Raw genomic sequence first — 25,061 nt, 5'->3', positions numbered from 1 at the left:
GCATTTCGCCCCATAGACCCAATATACCTTAGTCCCTATCTCTAAAACGCAATGTTCATACTCAATGCAATGATGCAAAGAATAAGTGCCATCGGAACATACACGAATCTGCCGATAGAATACCAGAAGGAGCCTTGCGGGCGCATTGCCCCCGTATTAACTTCATCTAAAAGCTCATCCTTGCGTAAAATCCAAAACCATGAGACGGCCCCAATCACCGCACCAATAGGGATAATGTAAATCGAAACGGTATCCATCCATGGACCCCATGAACTGATAGGCTCCATAATGACCCCAAATCCGAAGCAAATTACGCACAACGCAATCAGTACGACTGAGCGCTTCAATGAAGGGAATTTGTATAAGATAGATTCAGCTACCACTTCAAGCATGTTTTGTAGGGAGGAAATGCCCCCGAACACAACCGCCGTAAACAGGATTATCGCAAATATTTGACCACCAACCATATCTTGAAGTATCTTTGGCAATGTCACGAAAAGCAGCCCTGGCCCTCCTGCCTGATCCATACCAAACGCAAACACCGCAGGAATCATAACCAATGCCGCTACAACCGCTGCAATAGTATCGAAAATCGCAGTTTTCTTTGCACTATCAACGATATCTTGATCCTTCGGAAGGTAGGAGCCGTACACGAGCATGCCAGACCCTGTGATGGATAGCGAGAAAAATGCCTGCCCCATCGCAGAGACCCAAACCATCGGATTCTTCAAGAATTCCCACTCAGGTGTGAGCATAAATTTATAACCTTGCATCGCCCCATCCAAAAACATCACGCGCACCGCAAGAATGGCGAACAAAATAAAGAAGAGTGGCATCATAATTTTGTTCGTTTTCTCGATACTATGAGCACCTAATAAAAGCGTGATTGTTGTGCCTAAAACGATAATGGCGTGAAATGGAACGACTGAGTACTCTGTAAGTGCAAATGACTCAAACCAAGTATTCGTATCGATGGTCATTAGCGAGCCGTCTATCGATTGAAATAGAGCCTTAAGTACGTATGAGATAATGACTGCATATCCTATGGCAATGCACATGCTTCCCGCCAGCGGCAGCCATCCAAGCACTCTTCCCACTGGAGCAAGGTTACGAGATTTCCACGCATATTCGTACGATCCTAGCGTGCCCGTGCGTGCTCTACGTCCAATCGCATACTCTGCCGATAATCCTGCATAAGAAAAGATAGCCACAAAGAGTAAATAGATTAGAAGGAAGGCACCGCCGCCATTTGAACCTAATTTATATGGAAAGCCCCACACATTGGCCATGCCAACAGCGGAACCTACGCAGGCTAAGATAAAGCCCCATCTTGTGCTAAATATACTGTGTTTCTTATGCATAAATATTCTTATTAAAAAAATTAAAACGAATGTTTATGATATCAATTGTGTTTCAGCAAATTACTAGGGTTTTTACTTATAGATCAATTATTTGTGGAAAATTTGCAAAAAAAGTGGTCAACGTGACCACCCTTTAGTTGGCAATGCCCCCGTTTACCATTGGAAATTTGCTGAAGCAGCAGCCCCAAAACGTCCTTGTGAGTTGCCTGCACCGATAACATTTAGTGTCCAATCACCACGAGTATTTCTATAGGAAACACCTAATGCATATCCTGTTTGTCCATAGTGAGTACCAACACCAACAGATACTTGTCCTTTACCTGGAGTTTGAGTTGGAACTAGTGATGCAGCAGCAAGTGCTTGAGCAGCCACAGCATTAGTGCGTTTATCTACTTTGTTTACTTTATTGTCTAAATTTTCGATGCGTTGTGAGAATTTATTGTCTAAGCCATTTAATTGGTTGTTGAATTTTGAGTCAGTTTGAGCTTGAAGAGCCTTAAGTTGAGCCACGTTTACAGCGTCTGTGTTTTCAGTACCTGCGGCAACATTAATGATTTGACGAGTTGCGGTGGCATTGCCAACTGAAAGAGCACCAAACTCACCTTTCACTGTATTTTTGACGTCTGCGTTATCGCTTAGGTAAACGGCATTGGCTTGAGCTGCTTCGCGATCTGCAGTGGAATCTGCACCTAAAGCTATTCCTCCTGCTGAGGTTGATTTTGTGTTTGAACCTAAAGCCAAAGAATCATCAGCGATAGATTTGGCAGAAGAGCCTACAGCCATTGAATTTTTGCCTGAAGCAGTAGAATTTACACCTACTGCAGTCGATTTTTTTCCAGAAGCAGTATTTCCATATCCAATAGCAGATGACATCATTTCTAATGCTTTATTAGTGTGACCAATTGCCGAAGAATATATTTGTTTTGCTTCATTTTGGATACCAATTGCATTTGATGAATGCCCATCAGCAAGATTTTGATATCCGACGGCAGCCGCTGACATTTTATTAGCTTTATTTGACAAACCAATAGCTGTAGAATACGGACCTTCAGCTTTATTTCCTATACCCATTGCAGTGGTGTTAGGGCCTTTTGCGTTATTATTGTTACCCATTGCAGTGGAATTCACACCATCAGCTTTGTTATTTTTACCTTTTGCGATAGCATTAGAGCCTATAGCTTCATTCCCATCAGCATCGGGTGCAGCTATAGCGGATTGAAAACTGATAGCTGATAAGCATAAACAGCTACAGGTGATGAATTTATTAAAATTAATTGTCGACATTTTGTGTCCCCCTTACAAAAAATTTTTATTGTAACTATCCAATACTTTGGAAAAATTTCAATGAAATATATATACAATTTGTTATTTTTTTTGTTACATTTAGGCAACTTTAAGCAACAAAAAAGCCCTCTGAGGTGATACCTTAGAGGGCTTTGAGTATATGGAGGGTTGTTATTATTTTTATAAGGGGTATATGAATAAAAGAGCCTGACAATGACCTACTTTCACAGGTGTCCACCCACTATCATCGGCGCTAAGGTGTTTCACTGTCCTGTTCGGGATGGGAAGGAGTGGGGCCACCTTGCTATTGTCGTCAAGCTACAAACTGGTTATGGCTTTTTTTATCTTTAGCCATTTGGAAGAAGCACTACAAGGTGGGGTTGAGAGTCTTAGATTGCTCTTTTGTTTTTCTCTATATATATTCTAATTAAAGCGACCCATAACACTGATAAAGTTATAGGATCAAGCCTCTCGGGCAATTAGTACTGGTTAGCTACATGCATTACTGCACTTTCACACCCAGCCTATCAACGTTCTAGTCTCGAACGACCCTTAAAAGGAGCTTTACGCTCAGGGATACCTTATCTTCAGACGAGTTTCCCGCTTAGATGCCTTCAGCGGTTATCTCTTCCGTACGTAGCTACTCGGCAATGCCATTGGCATGACAACCGATACACCAGCGGTACGTCCACTCCGGTCCTCTCGTACTAGGAGCAGCCTCCGTCAAGTATCCAACGCCCACGGCAGATAGGGACCAAACTGTCTCACGACGTTTTAAACCCAGCTCACGTACCTCTTTAAATGGCGAACAGCCATACCCTTGGGACCGGCTACAGCCCCAGGATGAGATGAGCCGACATCGAGGTGCCAAACACCGCCGTCGATATGAACTCTTGGGCGGTATCAGCCTGTTATCCCCAGAGTACCTTTTATCCGTTGAGCGATGGCCCTTCCATTCAGAACCACCGGATCACTTTGTCCTGCTTTCGCACCTGTTCGACTTGTCTGTCTCACAGTCAAGCACGCTTTTGCCAATGCACTATCAGCACGATTTCCGACCGTACCTAGCGTACCTTCGAACTCCTCCGTTACACTTTGGGAGGAGACCGCCCCAGTCAAACTGCCCACCATACACTGTCCCCAACCCAGATCATGGGCCAAGGTTAGAACCACAAACAAACCAGGGTGGTATTTCAAGGACGGCTCCAAAAGTACTAGCGTACCTCCTTCTTCGCCTCCCACCTATCCTACACAGGCCGGTTCACGATCCAATGTAAAGCTACAGTAAAGGTTCATGGGGTCTTTCCGTCTAGCCGCGGGGAGATTGCATCATCACAAACACTTCAACTTCGCTGAGTCTCAGGAGGAGACAGTGTGGCCATCGTTACGCCATTCGTGCAGGTCGGAACTTACCCGACAAGGAATTTCGCTACCTTAGGACCGTTATAGTTACGGCCGCCGTTTACTGGGGCTTCGATCAATAGCTCTCACCACATCAATTAACCTTCCAGCACCGGGCAGGCGTCACACCCTATACTTCCACTTTCGTGTTTGCAGAGTGCTATGTTTTTAATAAACAGTCGCAGCCACCTATTCTCTGCGGCCTCTTCTGGCTACTCACCATACAAAGGCATACCTTCTCCCGAAGTTACGGTATCAATTTGCCGAGTTCCTTCTCCTGAGTTCTCTCAAGCGCCTTGGAATATTCATCCCGTCCACCTGTGTCGGTTTGCGGTACGGTCAACTTGTAATTTAACGCTTAGAGGCTTTTCCTGGAACCACTTCCTGTGACTTCAAAGACCTTAAGTCTTCTGCGAATCATAGCCTTGAATCCTTTGACCGGATTTGCCTAATCAACTTCTTGGCTACAATACCGAGCATATCCAACAGCCCGTACACATTCCGCAATCCGTCCCCCCTTCACATCACAAGCCGGTGTAGGAATATTAACCCACTTCCCATCAGCTACGCATCTCTGCCTCACCTTAGGGGCCGACTAACCCTGCGCCGATGAACGTTGCGCAGGAATCCTTGGACTTACGGCGAGGGAGCTTTTCACTCCCTTTATCGCTACTCATGTCAGCATTCGCACTTCTGATACCTCCAGCAAACCTCTCGATTCACCTTCTCTGGCTTACAGAACGCTCTCCTACCACGCATCCGCTCTCTTAATATGTCTAATCTCACTTCGTTCGATTATCCATAAATCTTAAACTTACAGTTTAAGATTCAAACCTCCTTAAGTACTTTGGACCCTCTCTGTCCAAGCCTTTTGGACTCTTTCCTGTCCAAGCCTTTTGGACTCTTTCCTGTCCAAGCCTTTTGGACCCTCTCTGTCCAAGCCTTTTGGACACAAATCTATCCAAGCCTTTTGGACACAAATCTGTCCAAGCCTTTTGGACTCTTTCCTGTCCAAGCCTTTTGGACTCTTTCCTGTCCAAGCCTTTTGGAGTACGTTAGTGAGAGTTTTGAATTTGCATTCAAAACTCTCACAATGAAGTATCTCGATTAAACACATTAAAAGAGCGGATGCATCCGCAGCTTCGGTAACTGGCTTAGCCCCGTTACATCTTCCGCGCAGGACGACTCGATCAGTGAGCTATTACGCTTTCTTTAAAGGGTGGCTGCTTCTAAGCCAACCTCCTGACTGTCTATGCCTTCCCACTTCGTTTCCCACTTAGCCAATTTTAGGGACCTTAGCTGGCGGTCTGGGTTGTTTCCCTCTTGAGTCTGGACGTTAGCACCCAGTGCTCTGTCTCCCATGATCGAACTTGTCAGTATTCGGAGTTTGCCATGGTTTGGTAAGTCGCCATGACCCCCTAGCCATAACAGTGCTCTACCCCCAACAGTTATTCATGAGGCACTACCTAAATAGTTTTCGGAGAGAACCAGCTATTTCCAGATTTGTTTAGCCTTTCACCCCTATCCACAGCTCATCCCCTAATTTTTCAACATTAGTGGGTTGGGTCCTCCAGTACCTGTTACGGCACCTTCAACCTGGCCATGGATAGATCATCTGGTTTCGGGTCTACACCCAGCGACTATAAACGCCCTATTCGGACTCGCTTTCGCTACGCCTACCCTATCCGGTTAAGCTTGCCACTGAATGTAAGTCGCTGACCCATTATACAAAAGGTACGCCGTCACCCTAGGGCTCCGACTGTTTGTATGCACACGGTTTCAGGTTCTATTTCACTCCCCTCCCGGGGTTCTTTTCGCCTTTCCCTCACGGTACTGGTTCACTATCGGTCGATCACGAGTATTTAGCCTTGGAGGATGGTCCCCCCATCTTCGAACAGGATTACACGTGTCCCGCCCTACTTGTTGCAACGCCTAGTACCATAACTATAGTTTCGTCTACAGGACTATCACCCTCTACGGTCTCACTTCCCAGTAAGTTCGACTACTACAATTACTATCTCGTTGCGGCTCATCCAATTTCGTTCGCCACTACTTTCAGAATCTCGGTTGATTTCTTCTCCTCGAGTTACTTAGATGTTTCAGTTCACTCGGTTCGCCTCCTCACCCTATGTATTCAGATAAGGATACCTCCTAAAAAGAGGTGGGTTTCCCCATTCGGATATCTGCGGATCAATGCTCATTTGCCAACTCCCCGCAGCTTTTCGCAAGCTATTACGTCCTTCTTCGCCTGTGATCGCCAAGGCATCCACCATGTGCACTTAGTCACTTGATCCTATAACTTCATCAGTGTCTATCTCTCATCATATATCTCTATATGATAACTAACACTAACACTTCAGTCATAAGTCTCTTATAACCATATCACTTATTGAAAAAAAAGCCCTTTTAAAACTTTTTTTCATTTTTTTTGAGTATCGCGTTAATTTTCTTTTCTAGCCGCTCATCTTAGAATATTCTTGATTTCTATTTTGAGAACTTATAAAAAAACTTACAGCTTTCGCATTCAAATTTCTTTTTGTGTGTTTTTTTAATTTTGCAATCACAACCCATAAAAAATTTAGACAGCTATGTAAGCACCACCTTATATCTGTGACTCCTTAAAATCACTCTCTATAAGCTTATACGTACTCACACAACCATTCTTTTGTTGTTTTACTTGTTGTGCTTCTTCCAAATTGTTAAAGAACAGCCTAAAGTAATCTCTCTTTCTTGTTAATTATTGCTTTTTTAAAAAAAGATACTTTATTAATTCACTCTTTCTTTCTTTTTAAAAAAGAGCTATTAATAAAATACCCTAATATCCATACACATACACAAAAGCGGCTTAGAGAATATCTAGGGTGGTGGAGGATGACGGGATCGAACCGACGACCTCCTGCGTGCAAAGCAGGCGCTCTCCCAACTGAGCTAATCCCCCACATTCTTTTTTTCATACTCTCTCTTTCTTTATAGAGCATCTCTATGGTGGGTCAAGCTGGAATCGAACCAGCGACCCCCGCCTTATCAAGACGGTGCTCTAACCGACTGAGCTACTGACCCTTCTTTCCTTCTTATTATTAGCCTTTAATCTCTTTTGTTGGCCCTTTTCTCTTTATAAAGCCAATACCTCTTTTTAGCTGTTTAATCTCTCAAATTTTCATACAAAACCGATAAGCGTGGATACTTAAAAATATGCCAAATTTTTGGTTCTCTTTTTCTCTTAAAGGAGGTGATCCAGCCACAGCTTCCGCTACGGCTACCTTGTTACGACTTCACCCCAGTCATGAATCCTACCGTGGTAATCGCCCCCCTTGCGGTTAGACTAACTACTTCTGGTAAAACCCACTCCCATGGTGTGACGGGCGGTGTGTACAAGACCCGGGAACGTATTCACCGCGACATGCTGATCCGCGATTACTAGCGATTCCGACTTCATGCAGGCGAGTTGCAGCCTGCAATCCGGACTACGACCAGGTTTGTGAGATTAGCTCCACCTCGCGGCTTCGCATCCCTCTGTCCTGACCATTGTATGACGTGTGAAGCCCTACCCATAAGGGCCATGAGGACTTGACGTCATCCCCACCTTCCTCCGGTTTATCACCGGCAGTCTCATTAGAGTGCCCTTTTACGTAGCAACTAATGACAAGGGTTGCGCTCGTTGCGGGACTTAACCCAACATCTCACGACACGAGCTGACGACAGCCATGCAGCACCTGTGTTTCGGTTCTCTTGCGAGCACTCCTAAATCTCTTCAGGATTCCAAACATGTCAAGGGTAGGTAAGGTTTTTCGCGTTGCATCGAATTAATCCACATCATCCACCGCTTGTGCGGGTCCCCGTCAATTCCTTTGAGTTTTAATCTTGCGACCGTACTCCCCAGGCGGTCAACTTCACGCGTTGGCTTCGCTACCAAAACCATTTAAGGTCCCAACAGCTAGTTGACATCGTTTAGGGCGTGGACTACCAGGGTATCTAATCCTGTTTGCTCCCCACGCTTTCGTGCATGAGCGTCAGTATTATCCCAGGGGGCTGCCTTCGCCATCGGTATTCCTCCACATCTCTACGCATTTCACTGCTACACGTGGAATTCTACCCCCCTCTAACATACTCTAGCTCGGCAGTTAAAAATGCAGTTCCAAGGTTGAGCCCTGGGATTTCACATCTCTCTTTCCGAACCGCCTGCGCACGCTTTACGCCCAGTAATTCCGATTAACGCTCGCACCCTACGTATTACCGCGGCTGCTGGCACGTAGTTTGCCGGTGCTTATTCTTCAGGTACCGTCAGCATCCTAGGGTATTATCCTAAAACTTTTCTTCCCTGACAAAAGTGCTTTACAACCCGAAGGCCTTCAATCGCACACGCGGAATGGCTGGATCAGGGTTGCCCCCATTGTCCAAAATTCCCCACTGCTGCCTCCCGTAGGAGTCTGGGCCGTGTCTCAGTCCCAGTGTGGCTGGTCGTCCTCTCAAACCAGCTACGGATCGATGCCTTGGTAGGCCTTTACCCCACCAACTAACTAATCCGATATCGGCCGCTCCAATAGTAAAAGGTCATCGCTGATCCCCCTCTTTCCCCCTCAGGGCGTATGCGGTATTAGCTACGCTTTCGCGTAGTTATCCCCCGCTACTGGGCACGTTCCGATACTTTACTCACCCGTTCGCCACTCGCCATCAGGAAAGCAAGCTTCCCTATGCTGCCGTTCGACTTGCATGTGTAAGGCATTCCGCTAGCGTTCAATCTGAGCCAGGATCAAACTCTTCAGTTCAATTCCTGCTATATCTATATTTATCGCTTACTTTTATTGCTTAAAACTTCAAAAAAAAGAATTAACTTCTCAATTAAGACTTCAACTATAAACCACTCTCTTTTTATTATTGGTCATAAGTAAAAATCTCTCTTGCTCTTATCTACTCTCTTTTTCTCTTCACATTTATAAGCGTAAGACTTGATGTATTAAAACCTAACATTTAACAAAATCAAGTACCCACACTTATCGGCTGTATTAATTTTTAAAGAACATTTTTTTCACTACCACCCACACACAAAATTCATATGTAATAAATTCGTAAAATGTGGGAAAAGTGAAAGATTATTAATATACATAAAACTTAAAGTCTTTGTCAAATCTTTTTAGCGTTAACCCTAATTTAAGCTCCAAATCATGTTGCGTTTATGCATATTTCAACGCCCCGCATCACGCACCCGAAGCGCCTCAATGCATTACCCCAACATCTGGTATAATGCAAATGAGAGTCATTAACACACATCGTGTACAACCGCATTGTGTACTTTAGCTTCGCACACTGTCCCTCAAAATAAAATAAGCTCCTGCAGCCTCTCGACCGCAAGAGCTCATTTTGGGTGGCAATGCCTCCGCACCCCTCCACCCTTCTCAACTAAGCATTCGATTTGTGAGTGTGATAAACAGCGTCGTAAATATCAGTCACCTCTTTCTCAGGCTCACCAGTAGCAAGACTCACCACGTAAATCGCGATACTTGCGAATATGAAGCCAGGCACGATCTCGTACAAACCGAACCACCCGAATTGCTTCCACACGAGCACTGTAGCTGCACCAACAACCATACCCGCGAGAGCTCCCATTTTATTCATGCGTCTCCATGTTAATGCGAACACCACCACAGGGCCAAATGCCGCACCAAATCCCGCCCATGCATAACTCACCATTGCGAGTACACCACTATTTGGATCCCAAGCCAGGAATATTGCCACAATAGCGACAGCTACAACCATAATACGACCGAAAGTCACAAGTTGCTTTTCGCTCGCTTCACGATGCAAGAAAGTCTTATAAATATCTTGTGTCAATGAACTTGAGCACACAAGCAATTGAGCCGATAGTGTACTCATCACAGCAGCTAAAATTGCAGCCAAGAAAATACCTGCAATCCATGGGTTAAATATCAAGATTGAAAGCTCGATAAATACACGCTCTGGATTTGATGCAACGCGATTTAAATATTCGGTATGCGTATTAAAGTAAGCCAATCCGAAGAAGCCCACTGCAACAGCACCTGCAAGACATAGAATCACCCAAATCATACCAATGCGACGTGCACTTGGGATTGACTTAATTGAATCGATGGCCATAAAACGCACCAAAATATGCGGTTGACCCACATATCCAAGCCCCCACGCAAGGGAAGAAATAATGCCCATCACAGTCACGCCTTCAAACATATGGGCACTATTAGGATTAACGCTCTCAGCTACTTGCACGGCATTATCCAAGCCACCAACACTAAACACCGCAGCGATAGGCACGATAATTAAGGCCGTAAACATAAGCGATGCTTGCACAGCATCAGTCCAGCTCACTGCCAAGAATCCCCCAATAAATACATACGCAATAGTACATAATGCGGCGATCCAAAGAGCTGTCATATAGCTCATTGAAAACATACTCTCGAAAAGGCGAGCTCCCGCCACCACGCCAGAAGCACAATATAATGTGAAGAAAATAAGAATTACAATCGCAGACACAATGCGAAGAATATTGGTTCTATCTTTGAACCGATTCGCAAAGAAATCTGGCAATGTCAACGCATTGTTCGCATGTTCTGTATATGTACGCAATGGAGCTGCAACAAACTTCCAGTTCACATAGGTTCCAATAATTAGGCCTATTGCAATCCAAGAAGCTGAGATACCTGTACTATATACCTCGCCAGGAAGGCCAAGCAAAAGCCAGCCACTCATATCAGAGGCACCTGCTGCAAGAGCCGCTACAAATGCGGTTAACTGCCGACCACCCAGAATATAGTCTGAGAGATTTTGAGTCGATTTATAGCCCCGATACCCGATATAAATCATCAGGACAATATAAGCTGCAAAAGTCACTATTACTGGGGTGCTTACGATAGAATTCATAAGAATCTCCTAAAGGTTAAACTACTGCCATAAGCGTTGCATTACCCCCAGCAGCGGCGGTATTTACGCTTAATGACTGCTCTACTAAAAGTCGCTCAAGATCATATTTTGCTCCGCCTTCAATAGCTGCTGTCGTTAATGCCTGAGGCTGAATAACGATATAGCTATTTTCTGCGAAGTCTTTAGCGATCTGTTTCAACATATCCGTATCGCCTTCCACAAGCACCGCATCAATTCTCTGATTTGATAGCAAGGTGGCAATGCTCACGGCTACATTCGGATTGGTATTTTTATAAATTCTTATGCTGCGACCGTTCTCTGCCTTAGTTTGCCCAACAACAGAAGCCACTTCAGGTACAACGTTTTGCAAATCAGGCCATCCAGCGAAAATCGCATTATTACCTGTGATGGAGCATGCCTCTAACTGTGCACGAGCGCCAGCGGCAGATTGAGCAATGCAGAGAACATTGCCACGGGGGCGTACGAAATAAAAATTCTCTTCGCCCGTAGGGGTAGGCATTTTATGTTTCACAGCCAAGGGATTATCAGAGAAAATATCACCAACACCAGCGTGTGAACCTTCAGCTAACAAACGATATTGATATAACGGGCCGCCCGCTTTTGGACCTGTTCCTGACAATCCCATACCACCAAAAGGCTGCACGCCAACGACCGCACCAATAATGTTCCTATTGATATAGAGATTACCTGCTCTAATTCGAGATGCGATATCTTCTACTGACTCATTAATGCGCGAATGCATACCAAATGTAAGTCCATAACCGCTTGAATTAATCTTCTGAATCAAATCATCAAGATTTTTGCGATCAAAACGAACTACATGAAGCACAGGGCCGAACACCTCTTTTTGAACATCTGTAATATCATTAACCTCGATTAATGTTGGTGCGACAAATGTGCCATTTTGCACTTGTTCATCCATAGGAGTTTGATGAATTTTGAATCCTTTTGCACGCATATCTTCAATGTGATCGAGGATATTTTTCTGAGCCTCTGCGTCGATAACTGGCCCAACATCAGTCGTTAGACGATCAGGATTTCCGACACGCAACTCATCCATATTTCCCTTAAGCATATTAAGAAGAAAATCTGCCACATCATTTTGAATGCAAAGAATACGCAATGCAGAACATCTTTGACCAGCTGAGTCAAAAGCTGAAGACACAACATCGACTACGACTTGTTCAGCTAAAGCAGAAGAGTCCACTATCATCGCATTCAGACCACCTGTCTCAGCGATTAATGGAATCGGCTGACCGTCCGCTCCAACACGTCCAGAAATTGATTTGGCAATGCTCTGTGCTACCGCCGTCGACCCAGTAAACATCACGCCCTTAACGCGTTCATCCGCTACCAATGCCGCACCAATATCACCAGCACCAGGTACAAGCTGAATCACGTCTTTAGGCACACCCGCTTCATGCAATGCCTCTACCGCATAATAAGCGATGATTGGTGTTTGTTCAGCAGGCTTAGCCAGAACAACATTTCCCACTGAAAGAGCGGCAGAAATTTGCCCCAAAAATATGGCCATCGGGAAGTTCCATGGGCTTATGCAAACGATAGGGCCAAGCGGTTTATTATCGTGGCTAGATAATTTCTTATCCACACGATATGAGTAATAACGCAAGAAATCCACGGCCTCACGAATTTCTGCTACTGCATTAGCGAAACTTTTTCCTGCTTCACGAACAGCTAATGCGATGAAAAACTCTTGACGCGATTCAATAATATCAGCGGCTTTGCGAAGCATATCTGCCCTCTGTCCCGCTGGCAATGCACTCCATCCCGCAAACGCTGCCTCTGCTTTAGCGACCATATCTTTCGCTTCAGTTTCAGTAGCAAAAGTTACTTTACCGATTATGTCTCTATGATCAGATGGATTTTTCGCATCCGTGCTGCGAGCCGCATCAGAAGCCACTCCTGTAGGTGAAGACACCCACTCTTTGCTAGTCGCTCCTTTTAAGCCTTTAGCCAATTCACTCAATGTTAGTTCATTAGATAAATCCACACCTCGTGAATTTAGCCTATCTTGTCCTTGTGCTTTATATAACTCGCGTGGCAATGGAATCATGTCATGCGGTTTTCCGATTGGATTCACCTGCAACGCTAAATCAACAGGATTTTCAATTAAATCATCTACAGAGACATTTTCGTCTGTAATGCGATTTACAAATGATGAATTAGCACCATTTTCAAGTAAGCGACGCACTAGATATGCAAGCAATGTTTCATGTGTTCCAACTGGTGCATATATACGGCAAGGGCGTCCTAATTTTCCGTCCTTCTCGTCGCCCACAACCTCTTCATATAGAGGTTCACCCATACCGTGTAAGCACTGGAATTCAAATTTACCGTGATAAAAATCAGGTCCAGCCATATGGTAGATTGATGCCAATGTCTGTGCATTATGTGATGCAAATTGTGGGAAGATTTCGTCTTTGGCTGCAAGTAGTTTTCTTGCACATGCGAGGTAGGATACGTCAGTGTGGAATTTTCTAGTGTATAAAGGGTAGCCTTCTAATCCGTCGACTTGGGCACGTTTTATTTCAGTATCCCAATAAGCCCCTTTTACTAACCTAATCATAAGTCTACGATTAGTGCGACGTGCTAAATCAATAAGCCAATCAATCACAAATGGGGTGCGTTTTGAATAAGCTTGAACTACAAATCCTATTCCCTTCCATCCCGCTAGTTGCGGCTCATGACATAATTTTTCAAGTAAATCTAGGGATATCTCTAAACGGTCGGCTTCTTCTGCATCGATATTAATTCCGATATCGTATTTATGAGCCAATAAAGTAAGATCGCGTAAACGAGGATAAAGTTCTTCCATTACGCGATCATATTGAGCTCTTGAGTATCGTGCATGCAGTGCGGATAATTTGATAGAAATCCCTGACTTCTCATAGATATCGCGACCAGTTGCCGCTTTACCGATAGCATGAATTGACTCTTCATATGATTTGTAATATCGAAGTGCATCCGCATCATTCATCGCAGCTTCACCAAGCATATCAAAAGAATAATTAAAGCCCTTCTCAATCATGGATTGACCATTTGAAAGGGCTTTTTCTATAGTTTCACCGCGAACAAAATGCTCACCCATTATATGCATAGCTTGGTCTACACCTTTACGGATAAGTGGCTCACCACCACGTGCAATTAATTTTGTAAGCGATGCACCTAGTGATGATTCAGTTTGTGGTTTAACTAATTTACCTGTAATCATCAAACCCCAAGTTACTGCATTTACGAACATAGAGTTTGTGCCAAGGTGTGATCTCCAGTCGCCTTTACTAATTTTGTCTCTAATTAAAGCGTCTCTAGTTGCGTTATCTGGAATACGAAGAAGTGCTTCAGCTAAGCACATTAAGGCAATACCCTCTTCGCTTGATAATGAATATTCATGAATTAATCCATCTACTCCACCACCCGTTCGCTTCTCTCTTAATTTAGTTACAAGCATTCTTGCTGTATCTGCAATAGCTGACCTTAACTCTCCTGGTTCAGCTAATTCAATTAATGGGGGTAAACATTCGGTTTCTGGTCTTCTATAAGCAGATGTAATCGCTGCTCTTAAATCTGATTGATCTAGAACAGAATTTGTAAACTGTTCAAATGGTTTAGTCGCAGTTTCTGACTTTACTTCAGGTGATGTGGAACTCAAGATAAACTCCTTCAATAAATCGAAATTCCATTAAAAATTCTAATGATTATCAAATAAAAAATATATAAGATAATTCCCTTATTTCATGTGTTAATATACTCACACTTTTATAGCCTTGATTCGCATGTATGCTTACATTTCCGCAAATTGACCCCGTAGCTATTGACCTAGGTTTTATAAAAATCCACTGGTACGGAATTATGTACCTTGTGGGATTTTTCTTCGCTTGGTATTTGGGAAGATATCGTATCAGAAAAGGATATTTTAATGTTTCCCTAAACCGATTTGAGGATTTGTTATTTTGGTGCATATTAGGTGTGGTTTTAGGGGGAAGACTTGGTTATGTGGTTTTCTATAATTTAAGTTACTACTTATGGAATCCGCTTAAGATTTTTGCCTTTTGGGATGGAGGAATGGCATTTCATGGAGGGCTAATAGGCGTGACCACTGCCATGCTTTACTTTGCGTATAGGGAAAAAAAGCATTTCTTCGAAGTAACTGATTTTGTATCTCCATTAGTGCCGCTTGGTCTTGCTTTTGGGAGAATAGGTAATTTCATAAATGGTGAATTGTGGGGCCGAGTTACTGATGTACCTTGGGCCATGATTTTCCCAGGAAGCGATGATCAGCCACGACACCCATCACAACTCTATCAAATGATGGGAGAAGGATTTCTTCTATTTTTAATTGTATGGATTTATTCAAGCAAGCCTAGGCGACTAGGTAAAGTCACAGGGTTGTTTGTTCTGGGTTATGGAATATTCAGATTTTTAGCGGAGTTCGCAAGAGAACCTGATAGCCAACTAGGTTATCTCGCATTAGGCTTAAGCATGGGGCAGTGGCTATCAGTACCTATGATAGTCTTGGGTTTCGTAATCTTCGTAATGCCTATGAAGAGAAGAACCCAAGACAATTCGAATATTAATTTACCTAAAACTTAGGAATTATTTAGGATATATCTCGCCCGAAAATCTCACATGTACGTCAATTGAGTTAGGAGCTAACGGAACACCATTTGATGTAACCATCGCTTTTGAACTATCGGCCATACCCCTGTAGCCATAGTTATAATAGCCTGGCTCGCTTTTATTCATAGTCACTTTACCGATGGTGTAAGAAGTAAACCCAAAAGCCTTGGTAACTGTATCAGCTTTAGCTTTAAATTCATCGGCTGCTTGTTGAAGAATTTCTGACTCAGCTTTTTTGCGTGCTTCTGGGGTTAATGAGAAATTGATATTATCTGGGATCATCGTAGTCCCAATAGATTTTATAAATTCCTCAACTTTTTTATGATCACTAGAAGCCACAATTACAGATCCTTGCACATTCCAAATTATATTCTCTGGCTTAAATGATTCACTTGAAGAATATCTTCCTGAATATTCCTTCCAAAAATTGTAATTATTAGTGGAGATTTCAAGGTCGGGGAATTCTTTAGCTTTTTGGATAACCTCGTCCATAGCTTTATTTATTTCCTTAGTCATAGAGTCTAAGTCTTTTCCGCTTAGCTCTTTACGAAGGATAAGTTCAACATAGTCTGCTGTCACTTTTTTACGAACACTAGCTGAAACATTAAATTTTGGTGAATCAATTGGTTTAAAGCGAGTTTTTTCTTCTTTAGCCTCTGTATCAGAAGGTTCTTGAGTTTGAGCTTGTATCGGTGCAATGAAAGCAGTACTCAATGCGATGGCAATAAGTGGGATTTTGAAAAAAGATTTAGTCATAATGTTCTCCTATAAATAAACGACCATGTAAGTAGTTTAATCATTAGAAGTAAGTGCCTGATCAAGAAGACTATTTAATTCGGAAATTCGCTTATCGACTTCATAAACTGGCACCCCACTAAATGGACCTTCATTAGATTGCATCTTAAGATGATCTAATGCCAATTTAAGACAGCCTAAAATAGCTACCCTTTCAACTGCTAGATTTGGGGAAGATTGCTTAATTGAACGCAACAAATCATCCACTCTTTTTGCAGAAAGTATAAGTGCTTCCTTATCTTTTGGATCCGTAGTCAAACTAATTGCACGGTCAAGGATATTTATATCAACTTTTTCCATAAATTACTCTTCTTGAACATCGTTTGAAATGTTTTCTAAAACATGTGCGACACGTGAGCGAATGGAGGTTAAATCTTCCTTCCAAGTATTTAATATAGCCTTATCTTTATCGTGAGCAGTCTGCAGAACTTTATTTTGATCTTTTAGGTTTTTGACCTCTTGAGTCATGATAGATTGCGTTGATTCTAAAAAACCCTGAAGTTCCGATACTTTCTTATTTAATTCCTCAATTTTCTTCTCGTTAGAATCTAATTTTTTCTGCGACGCTTCAAGTTGCGACTCATAAGTAGATACTTGCTCACGCAATCGGTTTCTCTCATTAAATAATGAACGATTTATCTGAGAAACTTTGTGAGCCTTTTCGATTAACTGATCAAGATTTGAAAGCATGATATCTTAGAATTTACTATAAGAAATTAAAATAACACTTAAGTTTATAATAAATAATCTTATAAAGCCCAATTATTTACCAATACAAAAGCGACTGAAGATTTCTCCCAGTAAGTCATCAGCAGTAAATTCACCCGTAATTGTATTGAGTTGCTCTTGAGCAAGACGCAAATGTTCAGCAAATAAATCTAGTCCCTCGTACGCAATCTCTCTAGCATGCTCAAGTTGCCCCTTAGCCTCACGTAAAGCATTCATATGGCGCGTGCGTGCCAGAAATAACCCCTCCGATTCGCCCTGCCATCCCGCAATCTCAAGCAATGCCGTCTTTAGTAATTCAAGCCCATCACCCGTTTTCGCAGACAAACAAATGTCATCCCCATCACGCATTGGCTTTTGACCATAAAGATCGATTTTATTGTGCACATAAAGTCGTTTTACGCCCTTAGGAATCTCTTGCAAGGTGGCAATGAACTTGCTATTTTTCTCCTCTCGTGGGTCCATCAAAATCAAAGCCACATCCGCATCCTGCAATGATTTTTCGCTTCTCTCTATGCCAATGCGCTCCACAATATCTTCGGTTTCTCGCAGACCCGCCGTATCCATAAAATGCACAGGCACACCGTCGATATGAATAAAATTGCGAACGACATCGCGCGTGGTCCCCGCAATATCCGTCACGATCGCAATCTCCTCCCCTGACAATGCATTCAAAAGCGATGATTTCCCCACATTCGGCATACCCACAAGAGCCACATGCAGACCCTCCCGCATAATAGTCCCCTGATTTGCCTGCGATATCACACGATCGAGTTGCTCTTGTATCACCCGCAGCTGCCCCATAGCATCGGCCGCCTCTAAGAAATCGATCTCCTCCTCAGGAAAATCCAATGTCGCCTCAACCAACATCCTCAGATTTATGACCTTCGCTACCAAATCTGAAACCAAATCAGAAAACGCGCCTTTGAGGCTTCGCAAAGCCATTCTCGCAGCCTTTTCGCTTGAAGCATCTATCAAATCGGCAATGCTCTCGGCTTGTGTCAAGTCAATTTTATTGTTTAGAAATGCTCTTTTTGAAAATTCCCCAGGCTCGGCAAGCCTAGCTCCCAATTCCAAACACCGTCCTAAAACCATATTTAAAATTACTGGGCCACCATGCCCTTGTAATTCAATAACATCTTCCCCAGTAAAGCTATGAGGTGCAGGAAAATAAAGCAATAGACCATTATCTATGGCATGGCCTTCTGCATCGTAAAAATCCGTATACTGAGCGGTTCGCGGTTTGATTTCGAGCCCTTTGCTTATGGCCTGTGCAAATGCCCCCAACTTCGGCCCCGATACACGCACAACACCAATGCCTCCACGACCAGGTGCCGTGGCTACTGCCGCAATAATATCTGATTGCATAATCAAGTTTGAATAGATTGCTCGTTTGAGTTTGTTATTTTTATGTCTGTACTAATTATCTGAGACTTATATTCGATGGCAATGTGCCCGCCTAGCTCCGTTAATGCTATTTCATAAACTTCGCGTTTAAATTCAATAACCTGATGTAGGGGAACAAAATAATTACTCCATCTCCAAGCATCAAATTCAGGATGATTCGTACTGCGTAAATTTATGTCTTTATCGCGGCCTAAAAGTCTAAGCATAAACCAAATTTGTTTTTGCCCTTTATAAAGTCCCCTAGAATCTCTGCGAATATAGTTCTCAGGAACGTTATAGCGCAACCAGTCTCCAGTGCGCCCTAATATTTGTACGTGTTTAGGTCTAAGTCCAAGTTCTTCATATAGCTCTCTGTACATGGCTTGAAGCGGCTTTTCGCCGTACTTAATGCCACCCTGAGGAAACTGCCATGATCTTTCGCGTATACGCTTACCCCAAAAAACCTCATTTTTAGAATTAACTAAAATAATACCTACATTAGGACGGTAGCCATCGCGGTCAAGCATTCACTACCTCTTAAATTTAAAATACAATTGCTCTAATTATATTAGGAAATAATTACATAAGGAGACAAAACTTGCTGGCTTCCAAATACCACATCAATACATCAAAAGAAGCTCCAGCTGAGGCTGAGGTCATAAGTCATAAATACATGCTACGTGCTGGCATGATTAGAAAATTAGGTGCTGGTATTTATACATATATGCCCTTGGGGTTTAAGGTCCTAAAAAAAGTTGAAGCTATAGTTCGCGAAGAAATGAATAATGCTGGTGCAATTGAATTACTTATGCCAGTTGTCCAACCTGCAGAACTTTGGATGAAGACAGAGCGATGGAATGCATATGGCCCCGAACTTTTACGTTTTAAGGACAGACACTCGCGAGATTTCATTATTCAACCGACATCTGAAGAAGTTATTACCGATATCGTTGCCAATGAAGTGCATAGCTGGCGTCAACTGCCACTTAATTTCTATCACATTCAAACAAAATTTCGAGATGAGCGTCGTCCTCGTTTCGGCCTGATGCGTGGTCGAGAATTCCTTATGAAAGATGCATACTCATTTGATAGAAACGAAGAAGAGGCAAATAAAAGCTATCAAAAAATGTATGACGCTTACACTCGTATCTTCACTAGATTAGGCTTAAAGTTCCGTGCGGTAAATGCGGACACGGGCTCTATTGGCGGCTCTCGAAGCCATGAATTCCAAGTTATTGCCCAAACTGGAGAGGATTTAATTGTATACAATCCTAATTCTGACTATGCAGCTAATATTGAATTAGCGGAAGCCGTTTCGCTTATTGATAAACGAGCTCCTGCTACTCGTGATCTTGAGTTGGTTGAAACTCCTAACTGCACAAAATGCGAGCTTGTTGCTGAATATCTAAATGTGCCTCTTGAAACGAATGTTAAATCCGTAGTATTTAGTGTTGAAAAAGATTCAGGTGAAAAAGTTTTATGCATGCTTTTGATTCGTGCAGACCATGAATTAAATGATGTGAAAGTCTCAAAACTTCCATTTTTTAAAGAAGCTAAATCTTATGACATGGCTACAGAAGCCCAAATTATGGAGTTCTTCGGCTCAACCCCTGGTTATTTGGGGCCAGTAAAACCACTGAAGGAAGTCGTGGTCATTGCCGACAGAACAGTAGCAAATATGTCTGATTTTATTTGTGGCGGAAATAAGGATGGCACGCACTACGTTGGCGTAAACTGGGGCCGCGATTTGCCCGAACCTCAAGTTGAAGATATACGTAATGTTGTAGAAGGTGACCCTTCCGCCGATGGCAATGGCACCCTTGCCATCGACCGAGGCATTGAAGTGGGCCATGTATTCTTTTTAGGCGATAAGTATTCATCTAAGCTTCGTGCTGTTTATTTAGATGAAAACGGTAAGGAAGCTGTTATTCAAATGGGGTGTTATGGCATTGGTGTAAGCCGGATTGTTGCAGCTGCTATCGAGCAAAATCATGATGAGAACGGAATTATATGGCCATTGCCAATGGCACCATATGAAATTGTTATATGCCCTATCGGATGGTCTAAGAGCGAGGAAGTTAAAGCGAAATGTCTTGAACTTTATGAACAATTTAAGGCCGCTGGATATGACGTAATTTTGGATGATCGTGACATGAGACCAGGTGTTATGTTCACTGAATGGGAACTTATCGGTATTCCGATTCGTGTTACTGTCGGTGAACGTGGTCTTAAGGAAGGCGTGATTGAAGTTCAAAAAAGAACAGAAAGTGAAGCGAAAAAACTGTCACTAACTGAAGTATCTAATTACGTTAAATCTGTTTATGAAGATTTGTCTATTCGTGTATAGTTAACTTAATGAACTTAAGAAAAGATAATTTGAAATTCGTATTCCCTATCCGTGTTTACTACGAAGATACGGATGCGGGAGGTGTAGTCTTTTACGCAAACTATCTGAAATTTTGCGAAAGAGCCAGAACTGAGTGGCTTCGTAAACTTGGTTTTGATCAAAGTAAACTTGACTCGGAGTTAGGATTGATTTTTGTTGTTTCAGAAACAAGCCTAACTTATAAAAAGCCTGCAAAGCTTGATGATATCCTTAGTATTCATACGGAAGTTGAATCTATGGGAAAAGCTTCTATAGTTTTTTCTCAAGATATATATAGGGAAAATGAGCTTTTAGTAAAAAGCAAAATAACAGTTTGCTGCATTAAAAGAGATGGCTTTAAACCAAGTGCTATTCCTGAGAGTGTTCGGTTATCTTTTGAATCTGTTATGAGCCCGAGGATTTCTAATGAATGAAGTTGTTTTAAATACTCCCGATAAGATGTCGATTCTGACTTTAATTACTGATGCGAGCTTGCCCGTTCAGATAATTATGCTGATTTTGCTTATTTTATCTATAGCTTCTTGGGCGATTATTTTCTCTAAATACACTCTCCTATCTAGTGCGAAATCAAATAATAAGAATTTTTTAAATGAATTTTGGAGGGGCGGTGATTTAACTGATCTTCACGCTAAGGTTCAAAAATCTCCGAGAAAATACGGTATCACCGCAAGGGTTTTTGAGGCTGGTATGAGTGAATTCTTAAAAGCAAGATCTAGAAATTTATCTCCTCAATTGCAAACCCAAGCAGCTGATAGAGCTATGCAAGCCACTTATTTTAGAGAGATGGATGGGCTAGATAGCAAACTAAGTTTTCTTGCTACCGTTGGGTCTGTAAGCCCTTATATTGGTCTTCTTGGAACAGTTTGGGGAATTATGCACTCATTTCTTGGGCTAACCACGGATAGTACAGCAACACTTGCGGCAGTTGCACCAGGGATCGCAGAGGCACTCATTGCCACCGCAATTGGTTTGTTTGCAGCTATTCCAGCATCTATTGCATACAATTCATTTTCACGATCTATAGATAAAGTTTCTACCAACGCTGAAGGTTTTATGGATGAATTTCTAAATATCCTTCAAAGACAGTCCTAATAGGAGGCACCATGTCTCGCCGAACCTCCAGAAGGTCTAAATCTAGACGTTTCAAAAATGAGATGAATGTCGTTCCATATATCGACGTTATGCTTGTTTTGCTCGTTATTTTTATGGTCACTGCACCGTTAATAACACCTGGGCTTATTAATTTACCTACCGTCGGTAAAGCATCCAAAGTGCCTGTTACCCCTATCGAAGTCCAATTAGAGCAAAATGGAACTATAAGTGTGCGATTCCGTCAGCCTGGAGCTGAGTTTGAAGTTACTCCAGAGGCCGTGTTAGCTAGCAAAATTAAAACTATGATGAACACCGAGAATACTCCTGTTGTTATTTCTGCGGATGGTCAAGTTGCATATGAGGAGGTTGTGCGACTTATGGATAGACTTAGAGCAAGTGGTATAGGTCGGCTTGGTCTAATGGTAAATCAGGAGAAAGGCGAAGGGGCCTCTGGTTCTAAAGCTAGATAGGCAACTGATGACCAGACGAAACTACGAAAAATTCAGTAAGAATGAGGGCGAAGGCAAATTTTATTTGTTTTCGATTGTGCTGCATGTAGTTTTGTTTGTAGTTTTAGGACTAAATTTTCTACAAAAAATGGAGTCTGCGAGTGGGCCTGTTCAACTAGAGTTATGGGCTGAGGGAGAGATTAAGGCACCATTGCCACCAAAGGCGGTTGATGCGGTTGAGCCTGAGCCTGTTGTGGAAACTGAGCCCGTTGAGGAAACTGAGCCCGTTGTGGAGCCAGAACCTGTGGTCGAGCCTGAGCCTGTTGTTGAGACTGAACCTGTTGTGGAACCTGAGCCCGTTGAGGAAACTGAGCCCGTTGTGGAGCCAGAACCTGTGGTCGAGCCTGAGCCTGTTGTGGAACCAGAACCCGTTCCTGTTCCTAAGCCTTTAGTTATTCCACCATTACCAAAACCAGAACCTGTTATTGAACCAGAACCTCAACCAGACCCTGAGATTGCTTTAGCGGAACAACGTAAAAAAGAAGAGGAAAAGCGTAAAGCTGAGGAAGCTAGGAAAAAAGCCGAAGAAGAAAAACGCAAAGCTGAGGAGGCTAAGAAAAAGGCCGAGGAAGAGAAACGCAAGACTGAAGAAGCACGCAAACTAGAAGAGGAAAAGCGTAACGCTGAGGAAGCTAGGAAAAAAGCCGAAGAAGAAAAACGCAAGGCTGAAGAAGCACGCAAACTAGAAGAGGAAAAGCGTAAAGCCGAGGAGGCTAAGAAAAAAGCTGAAGAAGAGAAACGTAAGGCTGAAGAAGCTCGCAAGCTAGAAGAAGAAAAACGTAAAGCTGAGGAGGCTAAGAAAAAAGCCGAAGAAGAAAAACGCAAGGCTGAAGAAGCACGGAAAAAGGCGGAAGCCGAGCGCATTGCCAAAGAGAAGGCAAAACGCGATGCTATCAGGGGTGATATCTTAAGCAGAGCTGGTATTAAGGGCGGCCAAAATAGTGTGAATCAACAAGGTGGCGGAGGCGGAAACTCTGAATATATCCGTAAAGTTCAAGCATGTGTGCAACCGCATCTTAAATTCAATGGGCCGAAAAAATTGACTCTTAGATACAAAATTATTTTGGGGTCTAATAACAAGGTTCAGTCGGCTACAATTGCTGTAACTTCGGGGAATAAGGCATTTGATACGGCGGTGTTGAGGGCAATATATCAATGTAAACCTTTCCCGAAACCGCCTAAGGGCAATGTTGTTCAGGGTCCCTACAACTATTCTCCACGATAGTTTGTAAATGAATGTAACATGGAATTGAGCATTGGCCTTAATTATGAAATTTGAGTTGATAAACTATTTATAGATATTTATTTGGAGTAAGTATGGTCTTGACACGTTTCCTTAAGATTGTTGCGTTTCTAGCAATTACTTCTTTAGGCTTTATTTTTACTGCGAAGTCATTTGCACAGATTGAGGTGCCCTTGTCTGGAGTGAATACTGTTGATAATCGCCTACCTATTTTTGTAGCTGATTTCAAGGGACCTCGAGGAAAGGAAATCGCGGATATTGTCGCTAGAGATTTGAATAATTCGGGGCAATTTAATGTCACACGCATTGCCAGCATTGCAAAGGATTCTAAGGAAAAACTAAACTGGGATAAGTTAATTCAAATTACGCAAGGGGCAAATATTATCTCTGGATTCGATAATGGGGATCATGTACATTATCGATACGTAGACCCTATTCAGCAAACCATACGTGAAGAAGCTCGTATTTCCAAGCCATCTCAAAGGGCAATTGCTCATAATATTTCGGATAAGGCTTATGAGCAAAGTATAGGGCTAAAAGGGGCATTTTCAACGAAGATTGCATATGTGTCTGGACAGACTTTATATATCTCTGATTATGATGGGTTTAATGCTAAGGTTTTAGTTTCTGGGGCTACTATTATTTCACCAACATGGTCTCCTGATGGCAGTCGCATTGCCTACGTGAGTTTTGAGTCAGGAAAACCAACCGTTTATGTGCAACAGCTATCTTCGGGTGTTCGTGTGCCAGTGGCTAATTTTAAAGGAAATAATAGTGCACCAGCTTTCTCGCCTGATGGACGTTCAATGGCAGTGGCTTTAAGTATGGATGGCCTATCTGATATTTATATGGTTTCGGGAGATGGGTCAACTAGAGCTCCACGTTTACTAGCCTCTTCTCCTGAAATTGAGACTGAGCCTTTCTTTTTTCCTAATGGTTCAGGTATTGTCTTTGTATCTGATAGAGGTGGTAGCCCTCAAGTATATCGTACCGGTTTAAGTAATGGTGCCTCTTCTAGGATTACTTTTGAGGGATCTCAAAATCTTTCACCTAGAATTTCACCTGACTCAGAAAATTTAGCTTACACTAGTTTAAGAAATGGTAACTATGTAATTGTTACAATGAAACTAGCCACAGGAGAGGAAAGAGTTATTTCTAATGGCCCAGATGACCTCTCTCCTAGCTTTTCGCCTAATGGAATGCAAGTTATGCATGTTTCATCGGGTAAAATAAAGATATCTAACATTGTTAGTAACTTTTCTACCGTAATTCCAAGCAAGGGTGCAGTATCGGCTGTTGCATGGGGTCCGTTTATTAAATAAGGAGTA

At 42.7% G+C, this 25,061-nt stretch carries 16 protein-coding genes, 2 tRNA genes and 3 rRNA genes; 7 read left to right on the top strand and 14 right to left on the bottom strand.

The window, feature by feature from the left end:
* Positions 1 to 41 precede the first annotated feature (41 nt).
* The 9 genes from TASI_RS01875 to putA all read right to left on the bottom strand — a co-directional run bounded on the left by TASI_RS01875 (position 42) and on the right by putA (position 14,628).
* Positions 42 to 1,361 (bottom strand): sodium-dependent transporter, encoded by a 1,320-nt coding sequence (locus tag TASI_RS01875; RefSeq protein ID WP_044977936.1) that lies wholly within the window; start codon positions 1,359 to 1,361, stop codon positions 42 to 44.
* 153 nt (positions 1,362 to 1,514) lie between these two features.
* Positions 1,515 to 2,645, bottom strand: coding sequence for a YadA-like family protein (locus tag TASI_RS01870; RefSeq protein ID WP_014111057.1), 1,131 nt, complete (start codon positions 2,643 to 2,645; stop codon positions 1,515 to 1,517).
* Positions 2,646 to 2,850: 205 nt separating this feature from the next.
* A 5S ribosomal RNA gene (gene rrf, locus TASI_RS01865) occupies positions 2,851 to 2,963 on the bottom strand.
* Positions 2,964 to 3,103: 140 nt separating this feature from the next.
* Positions 3,104 to 6,339 (bottom strand): 23S ribosomal RNA (locus TASI_RS01860).
* Between the two features lie 569 nt (positions 6,340 to 6,908).
* Positions 6,909 to 6,984, bottom strand: a tRNA-Ala gene (locus TASI_RS01855).
* Positions 6,985 to 7,029: 45 nt separating this feature from the next.
* Positions 7,030 to 7,106: transfer RNA gene (locus TASI_RS01850), tRNA-Ile, on the bottom strand.
* Positions 7,107 to 7,268: 162 nt separating this feature from the next.
* Positions 7,269 to 8,812: ribosomal RNA gene (locus TASI_RS01845) — 16S ribosomal RNA — on the bottom strand.
* The 16S, 23S and 5S rRNA genes sit together here with 2 tRNA genes alongside, the layout of an rRNA operon.
* Before the next feature lie 631 nt (positions 8,813 to 9,443).
* Positions 9,444 to 10,937 (bottom strand): sodium/proline symporter PutP, encoded by a 1,494-nt coding sequence (gene putP / locus TASI_RS01840; protein WP_014111056.1) that lies wholly within the window; start codon positions 10,935 to 10,937, stop codon positions 9,444 to 9,446.
* A gap of 16 nt (positions 10,938 to 10,953) precedes the next feature.
* Complete coding sequence (gene putA, locus TASI_RS01835; protein ID WP_014111055.1) at positions 10,954 to 14,628, bottom strand: bifunctional proline dehydrogenase/L-glutamate gamma-semialdehyde dehydrogenase PutA; 3,675 nt, start codon at positions 14,626 to 14,628, stop codon at positions 10,954 to 10,956.
* A gap of 128 nt (positions 14,629 to 14,756) precedes the next feature.
* On the opposite strand from putA, the gene lgt reads away from it, so the two are divergent.
* Entirely contained in the window at positions 14,757 to 15,569 is an 813-nt protein-coding gene (lgt, locus tag TASI_RS01830; RefSeq protein ID WP_014111054.1) for a prolipoprotein diacylglyceryl transferase, read from the top strand.
* A 3-nt stretch (positions 15,570 to 15,572) separates the two neighbouring features.
* On the opposite strand, the gene TASI_RS01825 is transcribed toward lgt, so the two are convergent.
* From TASI_RS01825 to TASI_RS01805, 5 genes are all read right to left on the bottom strand, one after another.
* Positions 15,573 to 16,352, bottom strand: a complete 780-nt coding sequence (locus TASI_RS01825; RefSeq protein ID WP_014111053.1) for an SIMPL domain-containing protein — start codon at positions 16,350 to 16,352, stop codon at positions 15,573 to 15,575.
* 36 nt (positions 16,353 to 16,388) lie between these two features.
* Positions 16,389 to 16,691, bottom strand: coding sequence for a cell division protein ZapA (locus tag TASI_RS01820; protein WP_014111052.1), 303 nt, complete (start codon positions 16,689 to 16,691; stop codon positions 16,389 to 16,391).
* Between the two features lie 3 nt (positions 16,692 to 16,694).
* Positions 16,695 to 17,081 (bottom strand): hypothetical protein, encoded by a 387-nt coding sequence (locus TASI_RS01815; protein ID WP_014111051.1) that lies wholly within the window; start codon positions 17,079 to 17,081, stop codon positions 16,695 to 16,697.
* Between the two features lie 72 nt (positions 17,082 to 17,153).
* Positions 17,154 to 18,485 (bottom strand): tRNA uridine-5-carboxymethylaminomethyl(34) synthesis GTPase MnmE, encoded by a 1,332-nt coding sequence (mnmE, locus tag TASI_RS01810; protein WP_044977934.1) that lies wholly within the window; start codon positions 18,483 to 18,485, stop codon positions 17,154 to 17,156.
* A gap of 2 nt (positions 18,486 to 18,487) precedes the next feature.
* Positions 18,488 to 19,030: an RNA pyrophosphohydrolase gene (locus TASI_RS01805; RefSeq protein WP_014111049.1), complete on the bottom strand. Its 543-nt coding sequence runs from the start codon at positions 19,028 to 19,030 to the stop codon at positions 18,488 to 18,490.
* A 71-nt stretch (positions 19,031 to 19,101) separates the two neighbouring features.
* On the opposite strand from TASI_RS01805, the gene TASI_RS01800 reads away from it, so the two are divergent.
* The 6 genes from TASI_RS01800 (at position 19,102) to TASI_RS01775 (ending at position 25,055) form a co-directional block, all read left to right on the top strand.
* Entirely contained in the window at positions 19,102 to 20,850 is a 1,749-nt protein-coding gene (locus TASI_RS01800) for a proline--tRNA ligase (protein WP_014111048.1), read from the top strand.
* Positions 20,851 to 20,858: 8 nt separating this feature from the next.
* Positions 20,859 to 21,302 (top strand): tol-pal system-associated acyl-CoA thioesterase, encoded by a 444-nt coding sequence (gene ybgC, locus TASI_RS01795; protein ID WP_014111047.1) that lies wholly within the window; start codon positions 20,859 to 20,861, stop codon positions 21,300 to 21,302.
* On the top strand, positions 21,295 to 21,981 hold the full coding sequence (gene tolQ / locus TASI_RS01790) for a protein TolQ (protein ID WP_014111046.1): 687 nt from the start codon (positions 21,295 to 21,297) through the stop codon (positions 21,979 to 21,981). Before ybgC ends, tolQ begins: the two co-directional genes overlap by 8 nt.
* 11 nt (positions 21,982 to 21,992) lie before the next feature.
* On the top strand, positions 21,993 to 22,451 hold the full coding sequence (locus TASI_RS01785; protein WP_014111045.1) for an ExbD/TolR family protein: 459 nt from the start codon (positions 21,993 to 21,995) through the stop codon (positions 22,449 to 22,451).
* A 7-nt stretch (positions 22,452 to 22,458) separates the two neighbouring features.
* Complete coding sequence (gene tolA, locus TASI_RS01780) at positions 22,459 to 23,715, top strand: cell envelope integrity protein TolA (RefSeq protein ID WP_014111044.1); 1,257 nt, start codon at positions 22,459 to 22,461, stop codon at positions 23,713 to 23,715.
* Between the two features lie 92 nt (positions 23,716 to 23,807).
* Positions 23,808 to 25,055: a PD40 domain-containing protein gene (locus tag TASI_RS01775; protein ID WP_014111043.1), complete on the top strand. Its 1,248-nt coding sequence runs from the start codon at positions 23,808 to 23,810 to the stop codon at positions 25,053 to 25,055.
* Positions 25,056 to 25,061 lie beyond the last annotated feature (6 nt).

This window comes from Taylorella asinigenitalis MCE3 (assembly GCF_000226625.1).
Lineage (GTDB): Bacteria > Pseudomonadota > Gammaproteobacteria > Burkholderiales > Burkholderiaceae_B > Taylorella > Taylorella asinigenitalis.
The sequence above is the reverse complement of the archived record's forward strand: the minus strand, read 5'-3'. Positions and strand labels throughout refer to the sequence as shown.